This window comes from Polaromonas sp. P1_F2 (assembly GCF_056405735.1).
Genome location: NZ_JBFUBN010000010.1, coordinates 107,518 through 126,948, shown reverse-complemented (window position 1 = coordinate 126,948; position 19,431 = coordinate 107,518). Strand labels below are relative to the sequence as shown.

Genomic DNA, 19,431 nt, shown 5'->3' with positions numbered 1-19,431 from the left:
GACTCCTTGAAAGAAGAAATAGACAACATCACAGCTTGGCCAGCTCGGCCCTTACCTCATCCACCGACAGGATCTCCGACATCACGACGGGCGCGCGGCCGGGCTTGTAGATCACGTAGACCGGCACGCCGTTGCGGCCCAGCTGGGCCAGCGCCGCCGTCACGGCCGGGTCGCGCCGCGTCCAGTCGGCGCGCAGCAGCGCCACGTTTTTCGCCTGGATGTCGGCCAGCACCGTGGCATTCGACAGCGTGGTCTTCTTGTTGTACTGGCAGGTCACGCACCAGGCGGCGGTGAAGTCCACGAACACACTTTGCCCTTGCGCGGCGAGCTGGTCAACCCGGCCCGGCTCCCAGGCCAGCCAGCCGCCGGCGACTGGTGCGGCCGACGCGATGGCCACCGGCCGGGTGATGTTCGGGCCCATGGACCACAGGCCCCATGCGCCCAGCGCGAGGGAGAAAGCCGCCAGCAAGGTGCGCGGCGTGCCGCGCAGCGTGAAGGCCCAGATCACCAGCGCCATCAACACCAGCAAGGCCAGCAGCGCGCCCGCGCCGTCCACCCCGCTTTGCTGGCCCAGCACCCAGACCAGCCAGGCGACGGTGGCGAACATCGGGAAGGCCATCAGCTGCTTGAAGGTCAGCATCCAGGGGCCGGGGCGCGGCAGCGCACGCGCGACGGCGGGGATGGCGCTGGCCGCCAGATAGGGCAGGGCCATGCCCACGCCCAGGGCCGCAAAAATCGCCAGCGCTTCGAGGGCCGGCAAGCCCACGGCATAACCGAGTGAGGCGCCCATGAAAGGCGCGGTGCAGGGCGAGGCGATGGCCGTGGCCAGTACGCCCGACAAAAACGCATTGACGGTCGGGTTCTTGGCCTGCCAGCCCGCGAGCCGGCCGGGCAGCAGGTTGCCGAATTCAAACAGGCCCGCGAGGTTCAGGCCCAGCAGCGTGAACAGGGCGGCCATCAGCGCGACCACGGCCGGGTTCTGCAGCTGAAAGCCCCAGCCCAACTGCTCGCCCGCGGCGCGCAGGCCCAGCAGCAGCGCGCCCAGCGCCAGGAAGGACAGCACCACGCCCACGGTATAGGCCAGGCCGGTCGTCAGGCGCGTGGCGGAGTCCTTCACCTGCACAAAGCCCACGACCTTGATGGCCAGCACCGGGAACACGCAGGGCATGAGGTTGAGCACCAGCCCGCCGAGCAGGGCGCCCAGCAGCGCGGCGATCAGGCCCACGGGCGCCGCGCTGGTTTGCAGCGGCGTCGCACCGGCCGAGGCATTGGCGCGCAGCGCCGCTTCGAGCGCGGGCGGCACCACGGCCGCGGCCGCAGGCGCGGGCCAGGCGCCTTTGACCGGCGCGTCTATGCGATAGGCGGCGTTCTCGAGGGCCACCACCAGCGGCATGCTGGCCGGGCTTTCGGTGCGCTGGCCGGACAGCGGCACCTCGGCCGTCCACACCGCACCTTGCCAGGCTTGCTGCCAGGCGGCCGCGGGTTCGATCACGCTGCCGGTCTCGGGGTAGAGCGCCAGCGTCTTGCCCTGCAGCGCGGCGGGCAGGCCGGCCAGGGAAATCCTGATGGCCTTGCCGCCGCCGACTTCGACCTGGCTGGCGCCGGCGGGCAGCGCCTTGGGCGTGGCGGCGAAAGTGTCCTTGAACATCTGGCTGCTGGCGGCGGTCGAGCTGCGCACCGGGATGCTCAGCGCGAAGTCGCCTTCCTGCGGGATGCATTCCTTGCGGCACACCAGCCAGGCGGCCTTGAGCTTCACTTCGAGCTGGCTGCCGGCAAAGCCGGGCGCCACCGTCAGCGGCACCGGCAGCAACACGGTTTTTTCGTAGCCGTAGTTGGCCAGCGTGCCGATAGGGATTTTTTTCGGGGTCGGCCAGGCGATCTCGCCGGCATCGATGCCGGCCGGCAACTGCCAGTCGAGCTGCGTGGGCAGGCCCGAGTCGCCCGAATTCTTCCAGTAGGTGTGCCACTCGGGCTGGTGCGTGAGCTGCAGGCCCACCCAGACCGGCTTGCCGGGCTCCACGCCCTCGGGCGCCCAGGCCAGCAGTTCAGCCCGCACCTGGTCGGTGGTGACCACGCTGGCGGCCGCGCCGCGGCTGCTTTTTCCGGGCAGATTCAAAGGCACATTCTGGGCGCCAGCCACCATGGGTATTGCGCCCAGAGCTATCAAAAGCGTAGCGGCAAAGGCGGCGAACAGAGGGCGCTTGAAATGCATGGTGGGAGTGTGAGCGGGCGGTGGGGGCATTAGTTCCTGGGGCGGGTGGCGCTGGATCCGCCTGCCGGCCCCGTGATTACAGCCGGTTTTGGAGCCAACTCCGATAATAGGGTCATGCCCCGTATTGTCCTGGCCACCCTCAACGCGAAGTACATCCACGCCTCGCTGGGCCTGCGCTACCTGTTGGCGAATATGGATAAACACGGCGGGCCCGGCCTGCGCGAAGCCACACAGCTGCGCGAATTCGTGATCCAGCAGCGGCCCACCCAGATCGTCGAAGAGCTGCTGGCGCTGCAGCCCGAGGTGATAGGCCTGGGTATCTATATATGGAACGTGGTCGAGACCACCCAGGTGGTGCGCCTGCTCAAGGCCTTGCGGCCCGATATCAAAATCGTGCTGGGCGGGCCCGAGGTCAGCTACGAGACCGGCGAACAGGAGATCTGCCGCCTGGCCGACCACGTGGTCACCGGCTGGGGCGACGTGAGTTTTCCCAAGCTGTGCCGCGCGCTGCTTGATGGCCCCCAGCCGCTCATGAAAGTGATCGCCGGCGAACAGCCGCCGCTGGAGGCGCTGGCCCTGCCTTACGGCGACTACACCGACCAAGACCTGGCCAAGCGCCTGCTCTACGTCGAGGCCTCGCGTGGCTGCCCCTTCAAGTGCGAGTTCTGCCTGAGCTCGCTCGACAAGACCGCCTGGGCCTTCGACCTCGAGGTTTTCATGGCGGAAATGGACACGCTGTACCAGCGCGGCGCGCGCAACTTCAAGTTTGTCGACCGCACCTTCAACCTCAAGGTCGAGAACTCGGTGCGCATCCTGCAGTTCTTCCTCGACCGGATGGCGCCCGACCTGTTTGTGCATTTTGAGGTCGTGCCCGACAGTCTGCCCGAGCGCCTTAAAGCCCTGATCGCGCAGTTCCCTGCGGGCTCGCTGCAGTTTGAAGTCGGCATCCAGAGCTTCAACCCCGAGGTGCAGCAGCGCATCTCGCGCAAGCAGGACAACGGCAAGACCGCCGACAACCTGCGCTGGCTGGTGAACGAAAGCCGGGCCCATGTGCACGCCGACCTGATCTTCGGCCTGCCCGGCGAAACCCTGGAAAGTTTTGCCCAGGGCTTTGACCGCCTGCATGAACTGGCGCCGCATGAAATCCAGTTCGGCATCCTGAAGCGCCTGCGCGGCACGCCGATCACGCGGCACACCGAGGCCTTCGCCATGGCCTACGACCCGCAGACGCCGTACACCATCTTGCAGAACTCCACGATCGATTTCGCCACCATGCAGCGCATCAACCGTTTTGCGCGCTACTGGGAGATGGTCGCGAACTCCGGCCGCTTCGCGCGGGCGCTCCAGCTGCTGCTGGCGCCGGGTTCGGCTTTTGGCAACTTCTTGCATTTCAGCGACTGGCTGTGGGCGACCACGGCCAAGACGCATGAGTTCGCACTGGAAAAACTCGTGGACCTGCTGTTTGAGCACCTCACGGAGGTGCGCGGCCTGGCCGGGAAAGAGGCTCGCGATGCGCTGCTCGCGGATTACCTGGCTAGCGGCGCGCGCGGTCGGCCGCAGTGCCTGGCCGGTGCGCTGGGGGCGGTGCGGGCCGCGGCGCCCTTGCGGACCGGACGACAGGGCGCCGAGCGGCAGGGACGGCATGTGAGCCAGGAGATTCGCAAGGCTGCCGCCGCAGCCTGAGCTTTGTGCGGGCCGCCCAATACAACCAAAGGTTTCGTCGGGCCCGGAAAAGCATCGGCTCGCTATCAAATCAATAGCTGAGGAAGCCCAGATGCGATAGGCTGGCGCGGAAAATGCTTTTAAATCCGGTCCCTCGTATCCCATCCCCCTCAGTGTCAAAGATTTCAGCTATCCTTAGCCCCTTCACAACTACCGACCGCCATCACGTGTCCGACGTTCCCCCCAGTCGGTCTTCCAGGCCGGAAGACAAGCGAGGTTTTCTGCAAAAGCTCGCTGAAATGCTCCACCCCGGTCCCGACTCGAAAGACGAGTTGATCGAAACCCTGGTGGAGGCCCAGGACAATGACGTTATTGGCGCCCAGAGCCGTGAAATGCTCGAGGGCGTGATCCGCATGGCCGACATGACGGCCGGCGACGTCATGGTGGCCGCGCCGCGCATGGACGTGATCAATATCGACGCGCCCTTCGACGAGCTGCTGCACCTGGTGATAGACACCGCCCACTCGCGCTTTCCCGTCTACGAGGGCGAAAAGGAAAACATCCTCGGCATCCTGATGGCCAAGGATTTGCTCAAGCTGCAGCGCGCGCCCGAACTTAACATCAAGGCCCTGCTGCGCCCCGCCGTCTTCGTGCCGGAAAGCAAGGGCCTGAACGACCTGCTGCGCGAATTCCGTGGCAACCGCAACCACCTGGCCATCGTGATCGACGAATTCGGCCGCGTCGCCGGCCTCATCACGATTGAAGACGTGCTCGAGCAGATCGTCGGCGAGATCGAGGACGAATTCGACATCGCCGAGGACGACGGCGACATCTTCGGCCTGACCGACCACACTTACCGCGTCAGCGGCGACACCTCGATAGAGCGCGTCAACGAGGCTTTCGGCGTGACGCTGCCCGAAACCGACTTCGACACCATAGGCGGCCTGGTGGCGCACGAGATGGGCCATGTGCCCAAGCGCGGCGAACACTACGCGCTGGCGGGGCTGCAATTCACGGTGCTGCACACCAAGGGTGGTGCGGTGCGCTGGTTCAAGGTATCGCCGGCCTCCGCCGGCGTCTGACGACACACACACAATAAAGAAGAGGGCGATATATGGCACGGGACTCGATTCACAGCATGATGTCCCACCTGCCGACGCTGCCCGCCTTGCTTGAGCACGCGCGCAACCTGCCGCCGCGCAAGGGCTTTTCCCCCTTCCAGCTGGCCATGGTCCTGATTGCCGGTTGCCTGCATGCCGCCAGCATGGCCTGGCCGTTTGATTTCGCCTTCGTGCAGGGCCAACCTCTGGGGGGCATGCAGTTGTTGGCGATGTTCCTGTTCGCCGCGCAGATCGACAGCTGCCGCTCCTTGAAGCGCGCCGCCTGGCTGGGCGTCGCCTTCGGCACGGCCATGCTGTGCAGCACTTTCTGGTGGCTGTTCATCTCCATCCATTACTACGGCGGGCTGGCCGCGCCGCTGACGGTGCTGGCCGTGGTGCTGCTCGCGGCCTTTCTGTCGCTGTACTACGCGGCGGCGGGCGCGCTGTTTGTGCGTCTGGCGCCGCGCCGCAAGCTGCCGCGCGCCCTGGTGTTCGCCGCGCTGTGGCTGCTGGCCGAACTGGCCCGCGTCGAATTTTTCACCGGCTTCCCGTGGGGTGAGGGCGGCTACGCCCATGTGGACGGCTGGGCCAGGCCGCTGGCCGCCCTGGTGGGCGTGCACGGTATCACCTTCCTGGCGGCGCTGGCCGCCGCCTGGCTGGCCATGGCCATGCGCGCCTCCCGCATGCAGTGGGCGACCGCGATTGCCATCGTGGCGGCTTGCTTCGTCCTGTCCTACCTGCCGGTGCAAAGCGCCCTGCCGGGGGAGGCGGGCTCCACTGCGGCCGGGGAGCCGCTGCAGGTCACGCTGCTGCAGGGCAATATCCCGCAGAACGAAAAATTCCAGAGCGGCACCGGCGTGGCCACCGCGCTGAACTGGTACGGCCAGCAGCTGCGCGACGCGAAGACGCCGCTGGTGGTGGCGCCCGAAACCGCCATCCCCCTGCTGCCCATGCAGTTGCCCGAGGGCTACTGGCGGGCGCTGCAGTCGCGCTTTGCCTCCGGCCAGCAGGCGGCGCTGGTGGGCATCCCCGTGGGCAGCCCGCAGGCCGGCTATGCCAACTCGGTGGTCGGCTTCAAGCCCGGGCAGCCCGAGCCCTACCGCTTTGACAAACACCACCTGGTGCCTTTCGGTGAATTCGTTCCGCCGGGCTTTCGCTGGTTCATCAACATGATGCGGATCCCGCTGGGCGACTTCAACCGCGGCGCGGTCGGCCAGGCTTCCTTTGAATGGAAAGGCCAGCGGCTGGCGCCCAACATCTGTTACGAGGACTTGTTCGGCGAAGAGCTGGGCGCGCGTTTCGCCGACCCGGCGCTGGCACCCACGATTTTTGTCAACGTCAGCAACATCGCCTGGTTCGGCAACACCGTGGCCATAGACCAGCACCTGCAGATCTCGCGCATGCGCGCGCTCGAGTTCAGCCGCCCCATGATCCGCGCCACCAACACCGGCGCCACCGTCATCATCGACCACACCGGCAAGGTCACGCACTCGCTGGAGCGCCACACGCGCGGCGCACTGGTCGGCGAGGTCGAGGGCCGCAACGGCATCACGCCCTATGCCGCCTGGGTGTCGCGCTACGGGATGTGGCCGCTGTGGGGGCTGGGACTCGGCATCGCCGTATTGGCGCTTCTGTTCCGTCGCCGCTAGAAACTAGCCCACCCCGTCGGACGCTCACTGCGTGTAGCGCCTTCCCCCTTCCAGGGGCGGCGCCAGCGGCCTGGCAAAGCCAGTTCCGCGGCCCCTGCTGGCCCGGAGGGTGCTACGGTGAGCTAGATGTGCTCAGTGCGTTGATGCCATCACGCCGTGGAGTAAGTCCGGCAGCATGTCAATCATGCGCAGAGCATCCTGCCCCGGCGGCGTGCTGGTGGCGAAATACATCTGCAGCGGCGCATGGGCGAACTCATGCAGCGGCACCGCCGTCAGCGAGGCCGGGTCCAGGTTGCTGGCCGTGAGGAAGTCCACCACCGTCCAGCCCATGCCGCGCTTGACCAGTTCCAGCGCCAGCCGCGAGGTCTGCACCTGCAGGCCGGCCGGGGCGCTCAGGCCCAGGTGGCGAGCGAGTTCGTCGATGGACTGGCACATCGGGTCTTCACCCACCAGGCGTATCAGCGGCATGCTGGCCAGGAAAGACATGGGGTTTTGCCGCCGCGCCCGCACGGCGCGCAGCCAGATCTCGCGCGTGACCGCCAGGTAGAGCGGCCCGCTCACCAGCGTGGTGCTGGTCAGCAGCGGGTGCGGGTGTTCGTAAAACCCCAGCGCGAAGTCGACGCCGCGGGTCAGCAGGGCCTGCACCATCTGGTCCTGGTGCAGCGTGCGCACCTCGACGCGCACGCGCGGGTGCCGCGCCATGTGGCGCTCCAGCACCAGGGGTAAAAATTCGTGGCTGATGGACGGGATGGCCGCCAGCCGCACCTGGCCGTCGGCCGCCTGGCGCAGGTTCACGGCGATGCGCTTGAGCCCATCCAGCTTCTGGTGGATCAGGGTGGATTCTTCGAACAGCACGCGCGCTTCCGGCGTGGGCGCCAGCGTGCCCTTGCCGCGCGTGAACAGCTTGTAGCCCAGCTGCAGTTCAGTGTGGGCAATGGTCTTGCTGACGGCCGATGGCGTGATGCAGATCAACCGCGCGGCGGCGCTCATGTTGCCCGTCTGCATGACGGCCTGGAAGACTTCGAGTTGCCTGAGGTTCATCGTTCTGCCGGGTGACGGCGCGGCAAGAAGGCCTGCTGCCGGAGGGTGTGAGTTTTAGTCACACCCCTCGTTACATTATGCATCGCCGCATCCCGGCGGCGTGGCTACGATGAGCCACCTTTGGCCCTGGCGCCGGAGGAGACATCGGGGCGCGGGCCCTGCGCATGGACACCTTTCACGGGGTGTCCTGCGCCTGCCGCGGTCCGGCAGAACAATTTCACTTTTCCTGGAATACCTCATGCAAATTACCTCCACCCTCCTCAAAATAGGCGCCGGGCTCGGCATCGCCGCCTTCACCGCGCTGGGCGTACCGGCCTCCGTGCTGGCGCAAACCGCCGGCAAGCCCAACGTCGTCATCCTGGCCACCGGCGGCACGATTGCCGGCGCCGGCGCCTCGGCCCTGAACAGCGCCACCTACGCCGCCGCGAAAGTGCCGGTCGACAAGCTGCTGGCCGGCCTGCCCGAGCTGGCCAATGTGGCCAACGTCAAGGGCGAGCAGGTCTCGCAGATCGCCTCCGAGAGCTTCACCAACGACAACCTCATGAAGCTGGGCAAACGCATCTCGGCGCTGGTCAAGCAGGCCGACGTGGACGGCATCGTCGTCACCCACGGCACCGACACGCTGGAAGAAACCGCCTACTTCCTGAACCTCGTGATCCGCACCAGCAAGCCCATCGTGGTGGTCGGCTCCATGCGCCCGGGCACGGCCCTGTCGGCCGACGGCGCGCTGAACCTGTTCAACGCCGTGAGCGTGGCCGCCAGCAAGGACGCGGCCGGCAAGGGCGTGCTGGTCACCATGAACGACGAGCTGCAAAGCGGCCGTGATGTCACCAAGACCATCAACATCAAGACCGAGGCCTTCAAGAGCCAGTGGGGCCCGCTGGGCATGGTGGTGGAAGGCCAGAATTACTGGTTCCGCGCGCCCGTGAAACGCCACACCGCCCAGTCCGAATTCAACATCGATGAATTCGAGGCGCTCGCGCCGGTCGACATCGTCTACGGCTACGGCAATGTGCCGCGCTCCGCGGTGGACTCTGTTGGCAAGACCGCCATCAAGGCCCTGATTCATGGCGGCACCGGCAACGGCTCGGTCGCCGACCGCGTGGTTCCCGCGCTGCAGGAAGTTCGCGCCAAAGGCATCCAGGTCGTGCGCTCCTCGCGCGTGCCTGAAGGTTTTGTGCTGCGCAACGCCGAGCAGCCCGACGACAAATACGACTGGGTGGTCGCGCACGACCTGAACCCGCAGAAGGCCCGCATCCTGGCGGCCGTGGCCTTGACGAAGAACGTCGACAGCAAGGAACTGCAGCGCATCTTCTGGCAGTACTGAGCCCTCGTGGCATAGAGAAAAAGGGCGGTGCCGGCAACGGCATCGCCCTTTTTCATTGGCGCGGAGAGTGCGTAGCGCTCAGAGCTTAGAGCTTAGAGCTTAGAGCTGGCTCATGCCGCCGTCCACGATGAGTTCCGTGCCCACGATAAACGCGGCTTCCGGCGACGACAGGTAGACCACGGCGCCGGCCACCTCGTCGGGCGTGCCGAAGCGCTTGACCGGCACTTGCGCCTGGATGCCGGCGGCCAGCGCGTCCAGCTGGTCGGCCGGCACGCCGAGCTTGCCGTACAGCGGCGTTTGCACCGGGCCGGGGCTCACCACGTTGACGCGGATGCCGCGCACCACCAGTTCGGCCGACAGCGTCTTGGCCAGCGAAATCAGCGCGGCCTTGCTGGCGGCATAGACGCTGGAGTTGGGCATGCCGATATGGGCATTGATGGAACCGTTCAGGATGACGGCCGCACCCGTGTTCAGCAGCGGCGACAGCGCCTGGATCGCGAAGTAGGCGCCCTTCACGTTGACGTTGAAGGTCTGGTCCCACAGCGCTTCGTCCACGCTTTCGAGCGGTGCGAATTTGGCGATGCCGGCGTTGATGAAGACCGCGTCCAGCGTGATGCCCTGCTCGCGCAGCGCGCCGGCCAGCGCCTTGGCCGAGCCGCTGGCCCCTGCGTCGTTGCGCAGGGCGATGGCGCCTGTGCCCAGTTGGGCTTTGGCCTTGTCCAGCGACGCCTGGTCGCGGCCGGTGATGACGACCCGGGCGCCTTGCCCGGCGAATTGCAGTGCGGTGGCCAGGCCGATGCCGCTGTTGCCGCCGGTGACGAGCACGGTCTTGTTGTCAAAGCGTTTTGCGGTGGAAAGTGAGGAGGTCGTTTGCGTGGTCATTTCAGTGTCCTGTTCGAGTGAGTTGATAAAAACTTCCGGGTCGGCTGTGTTGTTCGCCTGCCGATGGGTTCAATGTACGGTTTACGTTCTATGAGAAAAAGGCCTGAAAAGTGTTTTAATCATTCAGGTTTTATGAACATCGGGAACGAAGGGAGCCGCCATGGACCGTTTGCGTGCCTTTGAAGTGTTTGCCGCCGTCGTGGGGCGCGGCAGTTTTACGCGCGCGGCCGATGCGCTGGACACCTCGCCGGCCAACGTCACGCGCTACATCAACGAACTTGAGGGCCATCTGGGCACGCGCCTGCTCAACCGCAGCTCGCGCAAGCTCTCGCTCACCGAAAGCGGCGAGGCGCTGTACGAGCGCAGCAAGTCCATCCTCGAGGAGGTCGCCGACGCCGAGGCGCTGGCCTCGTCGGCCACCCTGCAGCCGCGCGGGCGCCTGCGCATCAACGCGCCCGTGAGCTTCGGCATACGCCAGCTGGCGCCGTTGTGGCCGCGCTTCATGCAAAGCTACCCGGACGTGGAGCTCGACATCGCGCTCAGCGACCGCGTGGTTGACATCGTGGAAGAGGGTTACGACCTGGCCATCCGCATCTCGCGCACCGGCCCGGCCACCCATGCGGCGCGCAAGCTGGCCACCTCCTGCAACGTCGTCTGCGCCGCGCCCGCCTACCTCCAACAGCATGGCACGCCGCGGGTGCCCGCCGACCTCGCGGCGCACCGCTGCCTGGGCTACACCTATGCCGCCACCGCCAATGAATGGCACTTTGTCGACGAACAGGCGCGCCCGCACCAGGTCAGGGTCAACTACGTCATGCATGCCAACAACGGCGACACGGCGCGCGAGGCGGCCCTGGCCGGGCAGGGCATCATCTGGCAGCCGGCTTTCCTGGTCGGTGAGGACCTGCGCGCGGGACGCCTGCTGCCGCTGTTGCCGGGCTACCGCATGCCCGACATCGACGTGCTGGCCGTCTACCCGAGCCGCCGCCACCTGAGCGCCAAGGTCCGCGTGATGGTGGATTTCCTGGCCGAGGCCTTCAAGGCCGGGCCCGCCTGGTATGTGCCGCCCGAGGCAACTGCCGCGGCGCCCGCGCGCCGTCGCCGCGTAAAATGACCGCTTTGGCACAGCCGCCCGGTGCGGCCTGGCCTTCCCGGCGCCTCCACAGGCGCCGTGCTTTTGCCCTCAACCCACTTCTATGCTTACTTTCCAGCAAATCATCTTGAAGCTGCAGTCCTACTGGGACGCCCAGGGCTGCGCGCTGCTGCAGCCCTATGACATGGAGGTCGGCGCCGGCACCTCGCACACCGCGACCTTTCTGCGAGCGCTGGGCCCCGAGCCCTGGAAAGCCGCTTATGTGCAGCCCAGCCGCCGCCCCAAGGACGGCCGCTACGGCGAGAACCCGAATCGCCTGCAGCACTATTACCAGTACCAGGTCGTGCTCAAGCCCGCGCCCGCCAACATCCTGGAGCTTTACCTCGGCTCGCTTGAGGCCCTGGGCTTTGACCTGAAGAAAAACGACATCCGCTTCGTCGAGGACGATTGGGAAAACCCCACGCTGGGCGCCTGGGGCCTGGGCTGGGAAGTCTGGCTCAACGGCATGGAAGTCACGCAGTTCACCTACTTCCAGCAGGTCGGCGGCATCGACTGCAAACCCGCGACCGGCGAAATCACCTACGGCCTGGAGCGCCTGGCCATGTACCTGCAGGGCGTGGACAACGTCTACAACCTGGTCTGGACCGAAGGCGCCGACGGCTCGAAACTGAGCTACGGCGACGTCTACAAACAAAACGAGATTGAGCAGTCCACCTACAACTTCGAGCACAGCGACGCCGATTTCCTGTTCACCGCCTTCACGGCGCATGAAAAACAGGCAAAGCACCTGATCGAGGTGCAACTGGCCCTGCCGGCCTACGAGCAGGTGCTCAAGGCCGCGCACAGCTTCAATCTGCTGGACGCGCGCGGCGCCATCAGCGTGACCGAACGCGCCGCCTACATAGGCCGCATCCGCAACCTGGCCCGCGCAGTGGCGCAAAGCTATTACGAAAGCCGTGAGCGCCTGGGCTTTCCGATGGCGCCGCGCGAGTGGGTCGAGCAGATGCCCAAGAAGGCCGCCTGAGGTTTCACGCCGCACGCCGCACCACCCGATGCCGACCATCTTTTCCCATATTGCCGTCCCTATTGCCGCCGCGGTGGCGATGGGCAGCAAGCGGATACCGCCCACCATGTTGTTGGCGGGCATGGTGGCGGCCATCCTTCCCGACTTTGACGGCGTCGCGTTCAAGCTCGGCATCCATTACGGTGGTATCTGGGGGCATCGCGGCTTCACCCATACCCTGGGCTTTGCGCTCGCCGCCGGCCTGATCGGTGGGTGGCTGGCGCGGTACTGGAAATTGCCGCCCTGGCAAGGCTATGCGTGGATAGCGCTTTGCACGTTTTCGCATCCTGTGCTGGATACCCTGACCAACGGCGGCGTGGCCATCCCGCTTTACTGGCCGTTTTCCGAGCAGCGGTTTTTCAGCCCCTGGCGGCCGGTTGAAGTTTCGCCCGTCTCCTTTTCCCGATTTTTCACGCAGCGCGGCGCCGACGTGCTGCTCAACGAGGTCAAAACCATCTGGCTCCCGCTGATGGCCGCGGCCCTGGCAATTTTTGCGCTCCGACATTCCCGAAAAAAACAATGAACGGTTCTCAAAATATTCTTGTTGAACTGTTTGTCGAGGAGCCGCTGTTCAAGGCCGCTCACAGCTGCAACTTGCTGCGCGCGCGTGGCGCCATCGGTGTGACGGGCCATGCGCCCTGCATTGGCCGCATCCGCAACTTGGCGCAAAGTGGTTACTTCGCGCCGCGTCGATGGGTAGAACAGATGCCGACGAAGGCCGCCTGACCCATGAAGTCAATACTGTTGACAAGCGCAACGCTGGCGGGGCTTGCCATGCTCGGTGCTGCCGTGCCTTCGGCTGCACAGCCGCAGGTGCAATCTCCGGTGCAACTCGACGCCAAGCCCAATCGGCAGGCGCAGTACGAAATGGCTCTGGGACACATGCGCACCGGGAAGGCTCAAGCATGCCGGGGCGACCTTGCGTTGTTGCGTTATCCGTATGAGGCGGGTTACCTGCATGCACGGAATGCCGCAGGACGCAATGTAGAAGAAGCGCCGGCGGATGCGCGTCGAAAGGATTTGCTGCAAGCCATCGTCAAGCTCCCTGTGAGCCTGGTTCGGCCCGGTGGCGCTCGTGATGCGGCGCCCGATGAGACTGGCGCCGCGACAGCCCGGCAGGCGGCGCGGGCATCTTTTACTTCTGCGGTTGCGATCCTCGAAAAGCTGCTCGCTGGCGATCCCGGGCAGGCCGCGTGGCAGCGTGATCTGGCGATGTCGTATTCGCGCCTGGCTGAAGTGTCAGGTGTGTGGGCCACAAGCCGCGATCTGCACCAAAAAGCCGTCGATCTGCAAAAAAGCCTTGTCGCGAAAGATCACGCCAACAGTGCGTGGCGGCATGACCTTGCGGACCTGTACCGGGGCCTGGGCTCCGTGCAATTCGGCATGGGTGGAGAAAAACCGGCACGCGCCGCCAAAATCGCCGAGCTCGAACTGCGAGAAAAGCTGGCCGAGGAGGCTCCCTCCAACGCCGCACTGCAGCACGAACTTGCGCTGAACTACGACCGACTGGGCGAGATGTTCCACATCGTCGTCAACGTCGGCCAAGCACGCGACGCGTACCAGGCTGGCTTTGAAATCCACAAGAAGCTGGTGCAACGCGACCCCGCCAACCTTGTATGGCAACGCGATCTGGCGCACAACCGCGCCAGCGCTGGTGTGTTTGAAAGCAACAAGGGTAAAAGCGACGTTGGCGCCCAGTTGCTGCGGGAGGCCCTGCGGTTGCGCACGGCCATAGTGGAGCGTGATCCCGCCAGTATCGACGCCCAGATGGATCTGCGCAGCAGCTACCTGCAGATCGCCGACGATCACCTCAACGCCGGGCGAACTGACGCCGCCGTGGCGGTTTATGGTGACGCACTCCAACACATGCAACGCCTGGCGGGGGCACATCCCACCGACCCCGGCTGGCTGTATTACCAGCTAGAGTTCCAGTTTCGCATCGGCGAGGCGATCCAGGACGAAATCCGGCCGCGATTGGGCACCCGCGTTGCGCCACCGCCCGAGCAGGTCGCGCGCGTAACCGCGCAGACCGAGAAAATTGGCAAGTCGATGCTTGCGACCGCGCTTGCGCTGGTCGACATGAGCGCTACCTCCGAAACCACCCGAATCTACGAAACCGCGCAGGCACCCCGCCTGTGCACAATCTCACTATGACCACCCAAAGCCTGCTTGTTGAACTGTTTGTTGAAGAGCTGCCCCCGAAGGCGCTGAATAAGCTGGGCGATGCCTTTGCCGGCGTGCTATTCGAGCAACTCAAAGCCCAGGGCCTCACGGCAGCTGATTCGATGCTCACCGCATTTGCCTCTCCGCGCCGGCTGGCCGCGCATGTCACCGCGGTTGCGGCCCAGGCTGCCGACAAAGCTGTTTCGCAAAAACTCATGCCAGTGGCGGTGGGCCTGGATGCGTCCGGCAATGCCACACCGGCGCTGCTCAAAAAGCTGCAGGCCCTGGGCGCCGATGCGTCGGCCGTGGCCGGCCTCAAGCGCGCGCCCGACGGCAAGGCCGAGGCGCTGTTTTACGACAGCACCGTCAAGGGCGCGACGCTGGCCGAGGGCTTGCAAAAAGCCTTGCTTGAAGCCATCGCCAAACTGCCGATTCCCAAGGTCATGACCTACCAGCTGGCTGACGGCTGGAGCGATGTGAAGTTTGTGCGCCCGGCCCACGGCCTGGTTGCGCTGCACGGCAGCACGGTGGTCGCCATCGAAGCGCTGGGCCTGAAGGCCGGCAACAGCACGCACGGCCACCGCTTTGAAGCCGCGGTGGACCCGGTGCTGCTGAAAGACGCCGACAGCTATGCCGCAACGCTGCAAAAAGACGGTGCGGTGATTGCCGGCTTTATCGAGCGCAAGGCCGAGATCGCGCGCCAGCTGGCGGCAGCCGCGGCCAAGGTCGGCGGCGGCGTCAAGGCGATTGAAGACGACGCGCTGCTCGACGAAGTGACCGCGCTGGTCGAGCGCCCCAACGTGCTGGTCTGCGAGTTCGAAAAAGAATTCCTGGGCGTGCCACAGGAATGCCTGATCCTCACGATGAAGGCCAACCAGAAATACTTCCCGCTGCTCGATGCCGCCGGCAAGCTGACCAACAAGTTCCTGGTCGTCAGCAACATCAGCCCAACGGATGCGAGTGCGGTGGTCGGCGGCAACGAGCGTGTGGTGCGCCCGCGCCTGGCCGACGCCAAGTTCTTCTTCGACCAGGACCGCAAGAAAACCTTGGCCTCGCGCGTCGAAGGCCTGGGCAAGGTGGTTTATCACAACAAGCTGGGCACGCAGGGCGAGCGCACGCAGCGCGTGCGCGCGATAGCCGAGGCTATCGCCAACCGCATCGACGTTGGACGGGTTGCCGACGTGCAGCGCGCCGCCGAACTCGCCAAGACTGACCTGGTGACCGACATGGTCGGCGAGTTCCCTGAACTGCAGGGCACCATGGGCCGCTACTACGCGCTCAATGATGGCCTAGGTGCCGATGTGGCCGATGCGATCGAGGACCATTACAAACCGCGCTTTGCCGGCGACGAGCTGCCCCGCAACAGCGTCGGTGTGATCGTCGCGCTGGCAGACAAGCTCGAAACCCTGGTCGGCATGTTCGGCATCGGCAACCTGCCGACCGGCGACAAGGATCCCTTCGCGCTGCGCCGCCATGCACTCGGTGTGATCCGCATGCTGGTCGAAAAAGACCTGCCGCTTGGCCTGGCCGAACTGGTCAAAAGTGCCCAGCCGGTGTTCGGCGACAAGATCCAGGATGCCTCCGCCCCGCTGGTTGACTTCATCTACGACCGCCTCGCCGGCTCCCTGCGTGAGCAAGGCTATAGCGCGCAGGAAGTCGACGCCGTGCTGGCGCTCAAACCCCAGCGCCTGGGCGACGTCGCCAAGCGCCTGGCGGCCGTGCGCGCCTTTGCCGCGCTGCCCGAAGCGCCGGCCCTCGCGGCCGCCAACAAGCGCGTCGGCAACATCCTCAAGAAGGCCGAAGGCACTGTCGAGGCCGCCATCAAGCCTGAACTGCTGCAGGAAGCCGCCGAGAAATCGCTCGCCGACGCATTGAAGGCCGTCGGCCCCAAGGCCGAAGCGGCTTTTGCCTCCGGCGATTACGCCGCCTCGCTGCAGGCGCTGGCCGCCCTGAAAGCACCGGTCGATGCCTTCTTCGACGGCGTGATGGTCAATGCTGAAGACCCGGCGCTGCGCGCGAACCGGCTGGGGCTGCTGGCCACTTTGCACCAGGCCATGAATCGCGTGGCCGACCTCTCCAAGTTGGCCTCCTGAGTTTTTAAAGGCAACACCATGAAACTCGTCATCCTCGACCGCGACGGCACCATCAACAGCGACAGCGACGACTTCGTCAAATCGCCGGACGAATGGCTGCCGCTGCCCGGTTCGCTGGAGGCGATCGCGCGGCTCAACCATGCGGGCTGGCATGTGGTGATCGCGTCCAACCAGTCTGGCCTGGGGCGCGGCCTGTTCGACGTGGCCTCGCTCAACGCCATGCATGCCAAGATGCACAAGATGCTGGCCGCCGTCGGCGGCCGCATCGACGCGGTGTTTTATTGCCCGCACAGCCCCGAGGAAAGCTGCACCTGCCGCAAGCCCTTGCCCGGCCTGTTCGAGCAGATAGGCGCGCGTTTCGGCGTGCAGCTGGCGGGCGTGCCCACGGTCGGTGATTCGCTGCGCGACCTGCAGGCCGGCGCCGCGGCCGGCTGCGAGCCGCACCTGGTGCTCACGGGCAAGTCGGCCCAGTACCGGGGCGGCGGCCAGCCCGAGGGCCTGCCGGCCGGCACCACACTGCATGCGGACTTGCCGGCCTTCGCCGATTTCCTGCTGGAACGCGGCGCACGGCCGCTGCCGGTGGCCATCTGAACATCGCGCGTTCCGCGGAAAACCGCTTGCCGTCCCTTACAACCTATACAACCTGACCGATAGCCGGAAGCTCCCACATGCCCTTTATCCGCTCCGTCCTGCACCTTTTGTGGATGTCCGTCACCATCATTCCGTGGGCCACCTTCGTGGTCATCGCGTCGCTCTTCGTCAGCAGCACCACCATGTACTGGATGTGCGCGGGCTGGCTGCGCGTGGCGGTCAGCGGCGGCACCTTCATCCTGGGCATCAAGAACCGCGTGACCGGCATGGAAAACCTGCCCACCGGCGAAACCAGCGCCGCGGTGCTGCTGCTCAAGCACCAGAGCACCTGGGAGACCCTGTGCATGCCCACGCTGATGCCGCATCCGCTGGCCTACGTCTTCAAGAAGGAGCTGCTGTATGTGCCCTTCTTCGGCTGGGCGATGGCACGCATGGACATGATCCACATCGACCGCAGCCAGCGTGCCCAGGCCTTCAACAAGGTCGTGATGCAGGGCAAGCGCCTGATGGCGCAAGGCACCTGGGTCATCATGTTTCCCGAAGGAACGCGCATCCCGCGCGGCCAGAAGGGCACCTACAAATCGGGCGGCACGCGCCTGGCCATTGAAACCGGCGCGCCGGTGATCCCCATCGCCGTCACTTCGGCCAAATGCTGGCCGCGCAAGGCCTTCATCAAGAAGCCGGGCATTGTCGACATCTCCATCGGCAAGCCCATCCCCAGCGCGGGCCGGCAGCCGGACGAATTGATGCGCGAAGTGGAAGCCTGGATCGAATCGGAAATGCACCGGCTCGATCCCGAGGCCTACGCGCCCGCCGTGTCGAATACCTGAGCGGTGCCTGCGCTTATCGCGCCGCGCTAAACTGATGTGATGCAACGGCTTCTCCAGTTCACGCTCGACCTGTTTGACGCCCATCCCGCGCCGCCGGTTCGCAGCGCGGGCCCGAAAACCGGCAAACCCCCGGCAAAGCCGCGCGCCCCCAAACCGGTGGCTTCCGTCCCGCGGCCGCAGCCGGCCGCCGAGGCCGAAGCCGAGTTCATCGGGCCGCAGCTTCCCGCCCAAAGCCTGCAGCAGGCGCTGGCGCCGGCCACCTTCCGCCATCCGCGCGCCACGCGCGAGTCTGTACTGGACGGCATCCTGGTGGCCTACGAATTCCGGCGCAGCAAACGCAAGACCATAGGCTTTTCAGCCGGCGCCGACGGCCTCACGGTGAGCGCGCCCAAGTGGGTGCCGCTCTATGAGATCGACAAGGCCGTGCTTGAAAAGTCCGGCTGGATACTCGCCAAGCTGCAGGAGACCCGTGAGCGCCACGAGCGCATGGAGTCCGCGCGTATCGAGTGGAAGGACGGCACCACCCTGCCGTTCCTGGGCGACCAGGTCATCGTGGTGATAGACCCGCGGCATGCCTTCGGCGGCATAGGTGCTGAACTCAAGACCCACACGCCCAACACGCCCGAGGTGCTGCTGCAAGGCAACGGCGATGCGGCCAACGACACGCTGCCCGGCGTGGCGCAGCTGACCTTGCACGTGGGCCTGCCCCACCACGCGTCGGCCGAGCAGATCCGCGATGCCGTGCAGGCCTGGCTGATGCGCCAGGCCAAGCGGATCTTTATCGAGCGGCTCAACCATTTCGCGCCGCAACTCGGCGTGCAGTGGCACAAGCTCAGCCTGTCCAGCGCCGGCACGCGCTGGGGCAGCGCCAGCGCCGACGGTTCCATCCGGCTGAACTGGCGGCTGGTGCATTTCAGGCAGTCGGTGATCGACTACGTGGTGGTGCACGAGCTGAGCCACCTGCGCGTGATGGACCACAGCCCGCGCTTCTGGGACACGGTGCGCACCATCGTGCCCGACTACGCCGAATTGCGCGGCCAGCTCAAAGACGAAGCGATTCCGCGCTGGTAGCCTGGCGTGCATGCCGCTCAAGCGGTTGGGCCAAACCTTGGCCTTTCGGGGATCATCGATAACAAAGTAGTACATGTCAGCGTTACTTGGTAATATGACAAAAATATCAAAAATGCCAGAACCCCCAGGGAATTGATGTCGTACCTCTCAAGCACCTCCATGAACGACAAGCTCATACTCGTAGTTGAAGACAATCCCGACCACCTGGAGCTGACCGTCCTGACTCTGGAGGAGCAGGGCGTCACCGCCGAGATCGCGGTTGCCCGCGACGGCGTGCAGGCGCTGGACTATCTCTTCGGGCAGGGCAGCCACGCGGGGCGCGACACGCAGCGGCAGCCCTCGTTCATCCTGCTGGACATGAAGCTGCCCAAGCTGTCGGGGCTGGATGTGCTGCGCAGTGTGCGCGCCAATCCGCTCACGGCCCTGGTGCCGGTGGTCATGCTGACGTCTTCCAGCGAGCGCTCCGACATCGTGGCCTGCTACCAGGCCGGCGCCAACGGTTTTGTCCGCAAGCCCGTGGATTTCGGAGACCTCACGGAAAAACTCCAGCGGCTCCAGGCCTATTGGCTGGATGTCAATGAATCCATCGCGGCCGGTTGAGATTCCTGCGGTGCAGGGCGCCCGCGCGGCTTCGGCGGGCTCCTGAGAGATGGC

The 19,431-nt window shown here is 65.6% G+C and carries 17 protein-coding genes; 14 read left to right on the top strand and 3 right to left on the bottom strand.

Translation table 11 applies throughout. The features are described from left to right. Positions 1 to 28: 28 nt before the first annotated feature. On the bottom strand, positions 29 to 2,212 hold the full coding sequence (locus tag AC1D0O_RS19080; protein ID WP_477655065.1) for a protein-disulfide reductase DsbD family protein: 2,184 nt from the start codon (positions 2,210 to 2,212) through the stop codon (positions 29 to 31). Between the two features lie 114 nt (positions 2,213 to 2,326). On the opposite strand from AC1D0O_RS19080, the gene AC1D0O_RS19075 reads away from it, so the two are divergent. The 3 genes from AC1D0O_RS19075 (at position 2,327) to lnt (ending at position 6,623) form a co-directional block, all read left to right on the top strand. Continuing rightward, positions 2,327 to 3,895, top strand: coding sequence for a B12-binding domain-containing radical SAM protein (locus AC1D0O_RS19075; RefSeq protein WP_477655064.1), 1,569 nt, complete (start codon positions 2,327 to 2,329; stop codon positions 3,893 to 3,895). A gap of 278 nt (positions 3,896 to 4,173) precedes the next feature. After that, positions 4,174 to 4,956 (top strand): HlyC/CorC family transporter, encoded by a 783-nt coding sequence (locus AC1D0O_RS19070; RefSeq protein ID WP_436156001.1) that lies wholly within the window; start codon positions 4,174 to 4,176, stop codon positions 4,954 to 4,956. Between the two features lie 56 nt (positions 4,957 to 5,012). Further along, positions 5,013 to 6,623 (top strand): apolipoprotein N-acyltransferase, encoded by a 1,611-nt coding sequence (lnt, locus tag AC1D0O_RS19065; RefSeq protein WP_477655063.1) that lies wholly within the window; start codon positions 5,013 to 5,015, stop codon positions 6,621 to 6,623. Between the two features lie 132 nt (positions 6,624 to 6,755). Here the strand turns inward: lnt and AC1D0O_RS19060 are convergent, their stop codons facing one another. Then, positions 6,756 to 7,664 carry a LysR family transcriptional regulator gene (locus tag AC1D0O_RS19060; RefSeq protein ID WP_477655062.1) on the bottom strand — a complete coding sequence of 303 codons (909 nt, stop codon included), beginning with the start codon at positions 7,662 to 7,664 and terminating at the stop codon, positions 6,756 to 6,758. Between the two features lie 238 nt (positions 7,665 to 7,902). Here AC1D0O_RS19060 and AC1D0O_RS19055 point away from each other — a divergent pair, with 238 nt between their 5' ends. Beyond that, on the top strand, positions 7,903 to 8,991 hold the full coding sequence (locus AC1D0O_RS19055; protein WP_477655061.1) for a type II asparaginase: 1,089 nt from the start codon (positions 7,903 to 7,905) through the stop codon (positions 8,989 to 8,991). Positions 8,992 to 9,090: 99 nt separating this feature from the next. Here the strand turns inward: AC1D0O_RS19055 and AC1D0O_RS19050 are convergent, their stop codons facing one another. Beyond that, a complete protein-coding gene (locus tag AC1D0O_RS19050; protein WP_477655060.1) occupies positions 9,091 to 9,873 on the bottom strand; it encodes an SDR family oxidoreductase in 783 nt (260 codons plus the stop codon). 160 nt (positions 9,874 to 10,033) lie between these two features. Between AC1D0O_RS19050 and AC1D0O_RS19045 the strand changes: the two genes are divergently transcribed. The 10 genes from AC1D0O_RS19045 (at position 10,034) to AC1D0O_RS19000 (ending at position 19,377) form a co-directional block, all read left to right on the top strand. Next, positions 10,034 to 10,987, top strand: coding sequence for a LysR family transcriptional regulator (locus AC1D0O_RS19045; RefSeq protein WP_477655059.1), 954 nt, complete (start codon positions 10,034 to 10,036; stop codon positions 10,985 to 10,987). A gap of 82 nt (positions 10,988 to 11,069) precedes the next feature. Further along, entirely contained in the window at positions 11,070 to 11,990 is a 921-nt protein-coding gene (glyQ, locus tag AC1D0O_RS19040) for a glycine--tRNA ligase subunit alpha (protein ID WP_477655058.1), read from the top strand. Beyond that, positions 11,923 to 12,552: a metal-dependent hydrolase gene (locus AC1D0O_RS19035; protein WP_477655057.1), complete on the top strand. Its 630-nt coding sequence runs from the start codon at positions 11,923 to 11,925 to the stop codon at positions 12,550 to 12,552. Before glyQ ends, AC1D0O_RS19035 begins: the two co-directional genes overlap by 68 nt. Further along, the gene (locus tag AC1D0O_RS19030; protein ID WP_477655056.1) at positions 12,549 to 12,755 is read left to right on the top strand and encodes a hypothetical protein; all 207 of its coding nucleotides are present in this window, start codon (positions 12,549 to 12,551) and stop codon (positions 12,753 to 12,755) included. The genes AC1D0O_RS19035 and AC1D0O_RS19030 overlap by 4 nt, the downstream gene beginning before the upstream one ends. A 3-nt stretch (positions 12,756 to 12,758) precedes the next feature. Further along, complete coding sequence (locus AC1D0O_RS19025) at positions 12,759 to 14,183, top strand: tetratricopeptide repeat protein (protein WP_477655055.1); 1,425 nt, start codon at positions 12,759 to 12,761, stop codon at positions 14,181 to 14,183. Next, positions 14,180 to 16,285: a glycine--tRNA ligase subunit beta gene (gene glyS / locus AC1D0O_RS19020; protein WP_477655054.1), complete on the top strand. Its 2,106-nt coding sequence runs from the start codon at positions 14,180 to 14,182 to the stop codon at positions 16,283 to 16,285. Before AC1D0O_RS19025 ends, glyS begins: the two co-directional genes overlap by 4 nt. An 18-nt stretch (positions 16,286 to 16,303) precedes the next feature. Continuing rightward, the gene (gmhB, locus tag AC1D0O_RS19015) at positions 16,304 to 16,876 is read left to right on the top strand and encodes a D-glycero-beta-D-manno-heptose 1,7-bisphosphate 7-phosphatase (RefSeq protein ID WP_477655053.1); all 573 of its coding nucleotides are present in this window, start codon (positions 16,304 to 16,306) and stop codon (positions 16,874 to 16,876) included. Between the two features lie 77 nt (positions 16,877 to 16,953). Beyond that, positions 16,954 to 17,706 carry a lysophospholipid acyltransferase family protein gene (locus tag AC1D0O_RS19010; protein ID WP_477655052.1) on the top strand — a complete coding sequence of 251 codons (753 nt, stop codon included), beginning with the start codon at positions 16,954 to 16,956 and terminating at the stop codon, positions 17,704 to 17,706. Positions 17,707 to 17,745: 39 nt separating this feature from the next. Continuing rightward, positions 17,746 to 18,777, top strand: coding sequence for a M48 family metallopeptidase (locus AC1D0O_RS19005; protein ID WP_477655051.1), 1,032 nt, complete (start codon positions 17,746 to 17,748; stop codon positions 18,775 to 18,777). Between the two features lie 159 nt (positions 18,778 to 18,936). Then, on the top strand, positions 18,937 to 19,377 hold the full coding sequence (locus tag AC1D0O_RS19000; protein ID WP_436156012.1) for a response regulator: 441 nt from the start codon (positions 18,937 to 18,939) through the stop codon (positions 19,375 to 19,377). Positions 19,378 to 19,431 lie beyond the last annotated feature (54 nt).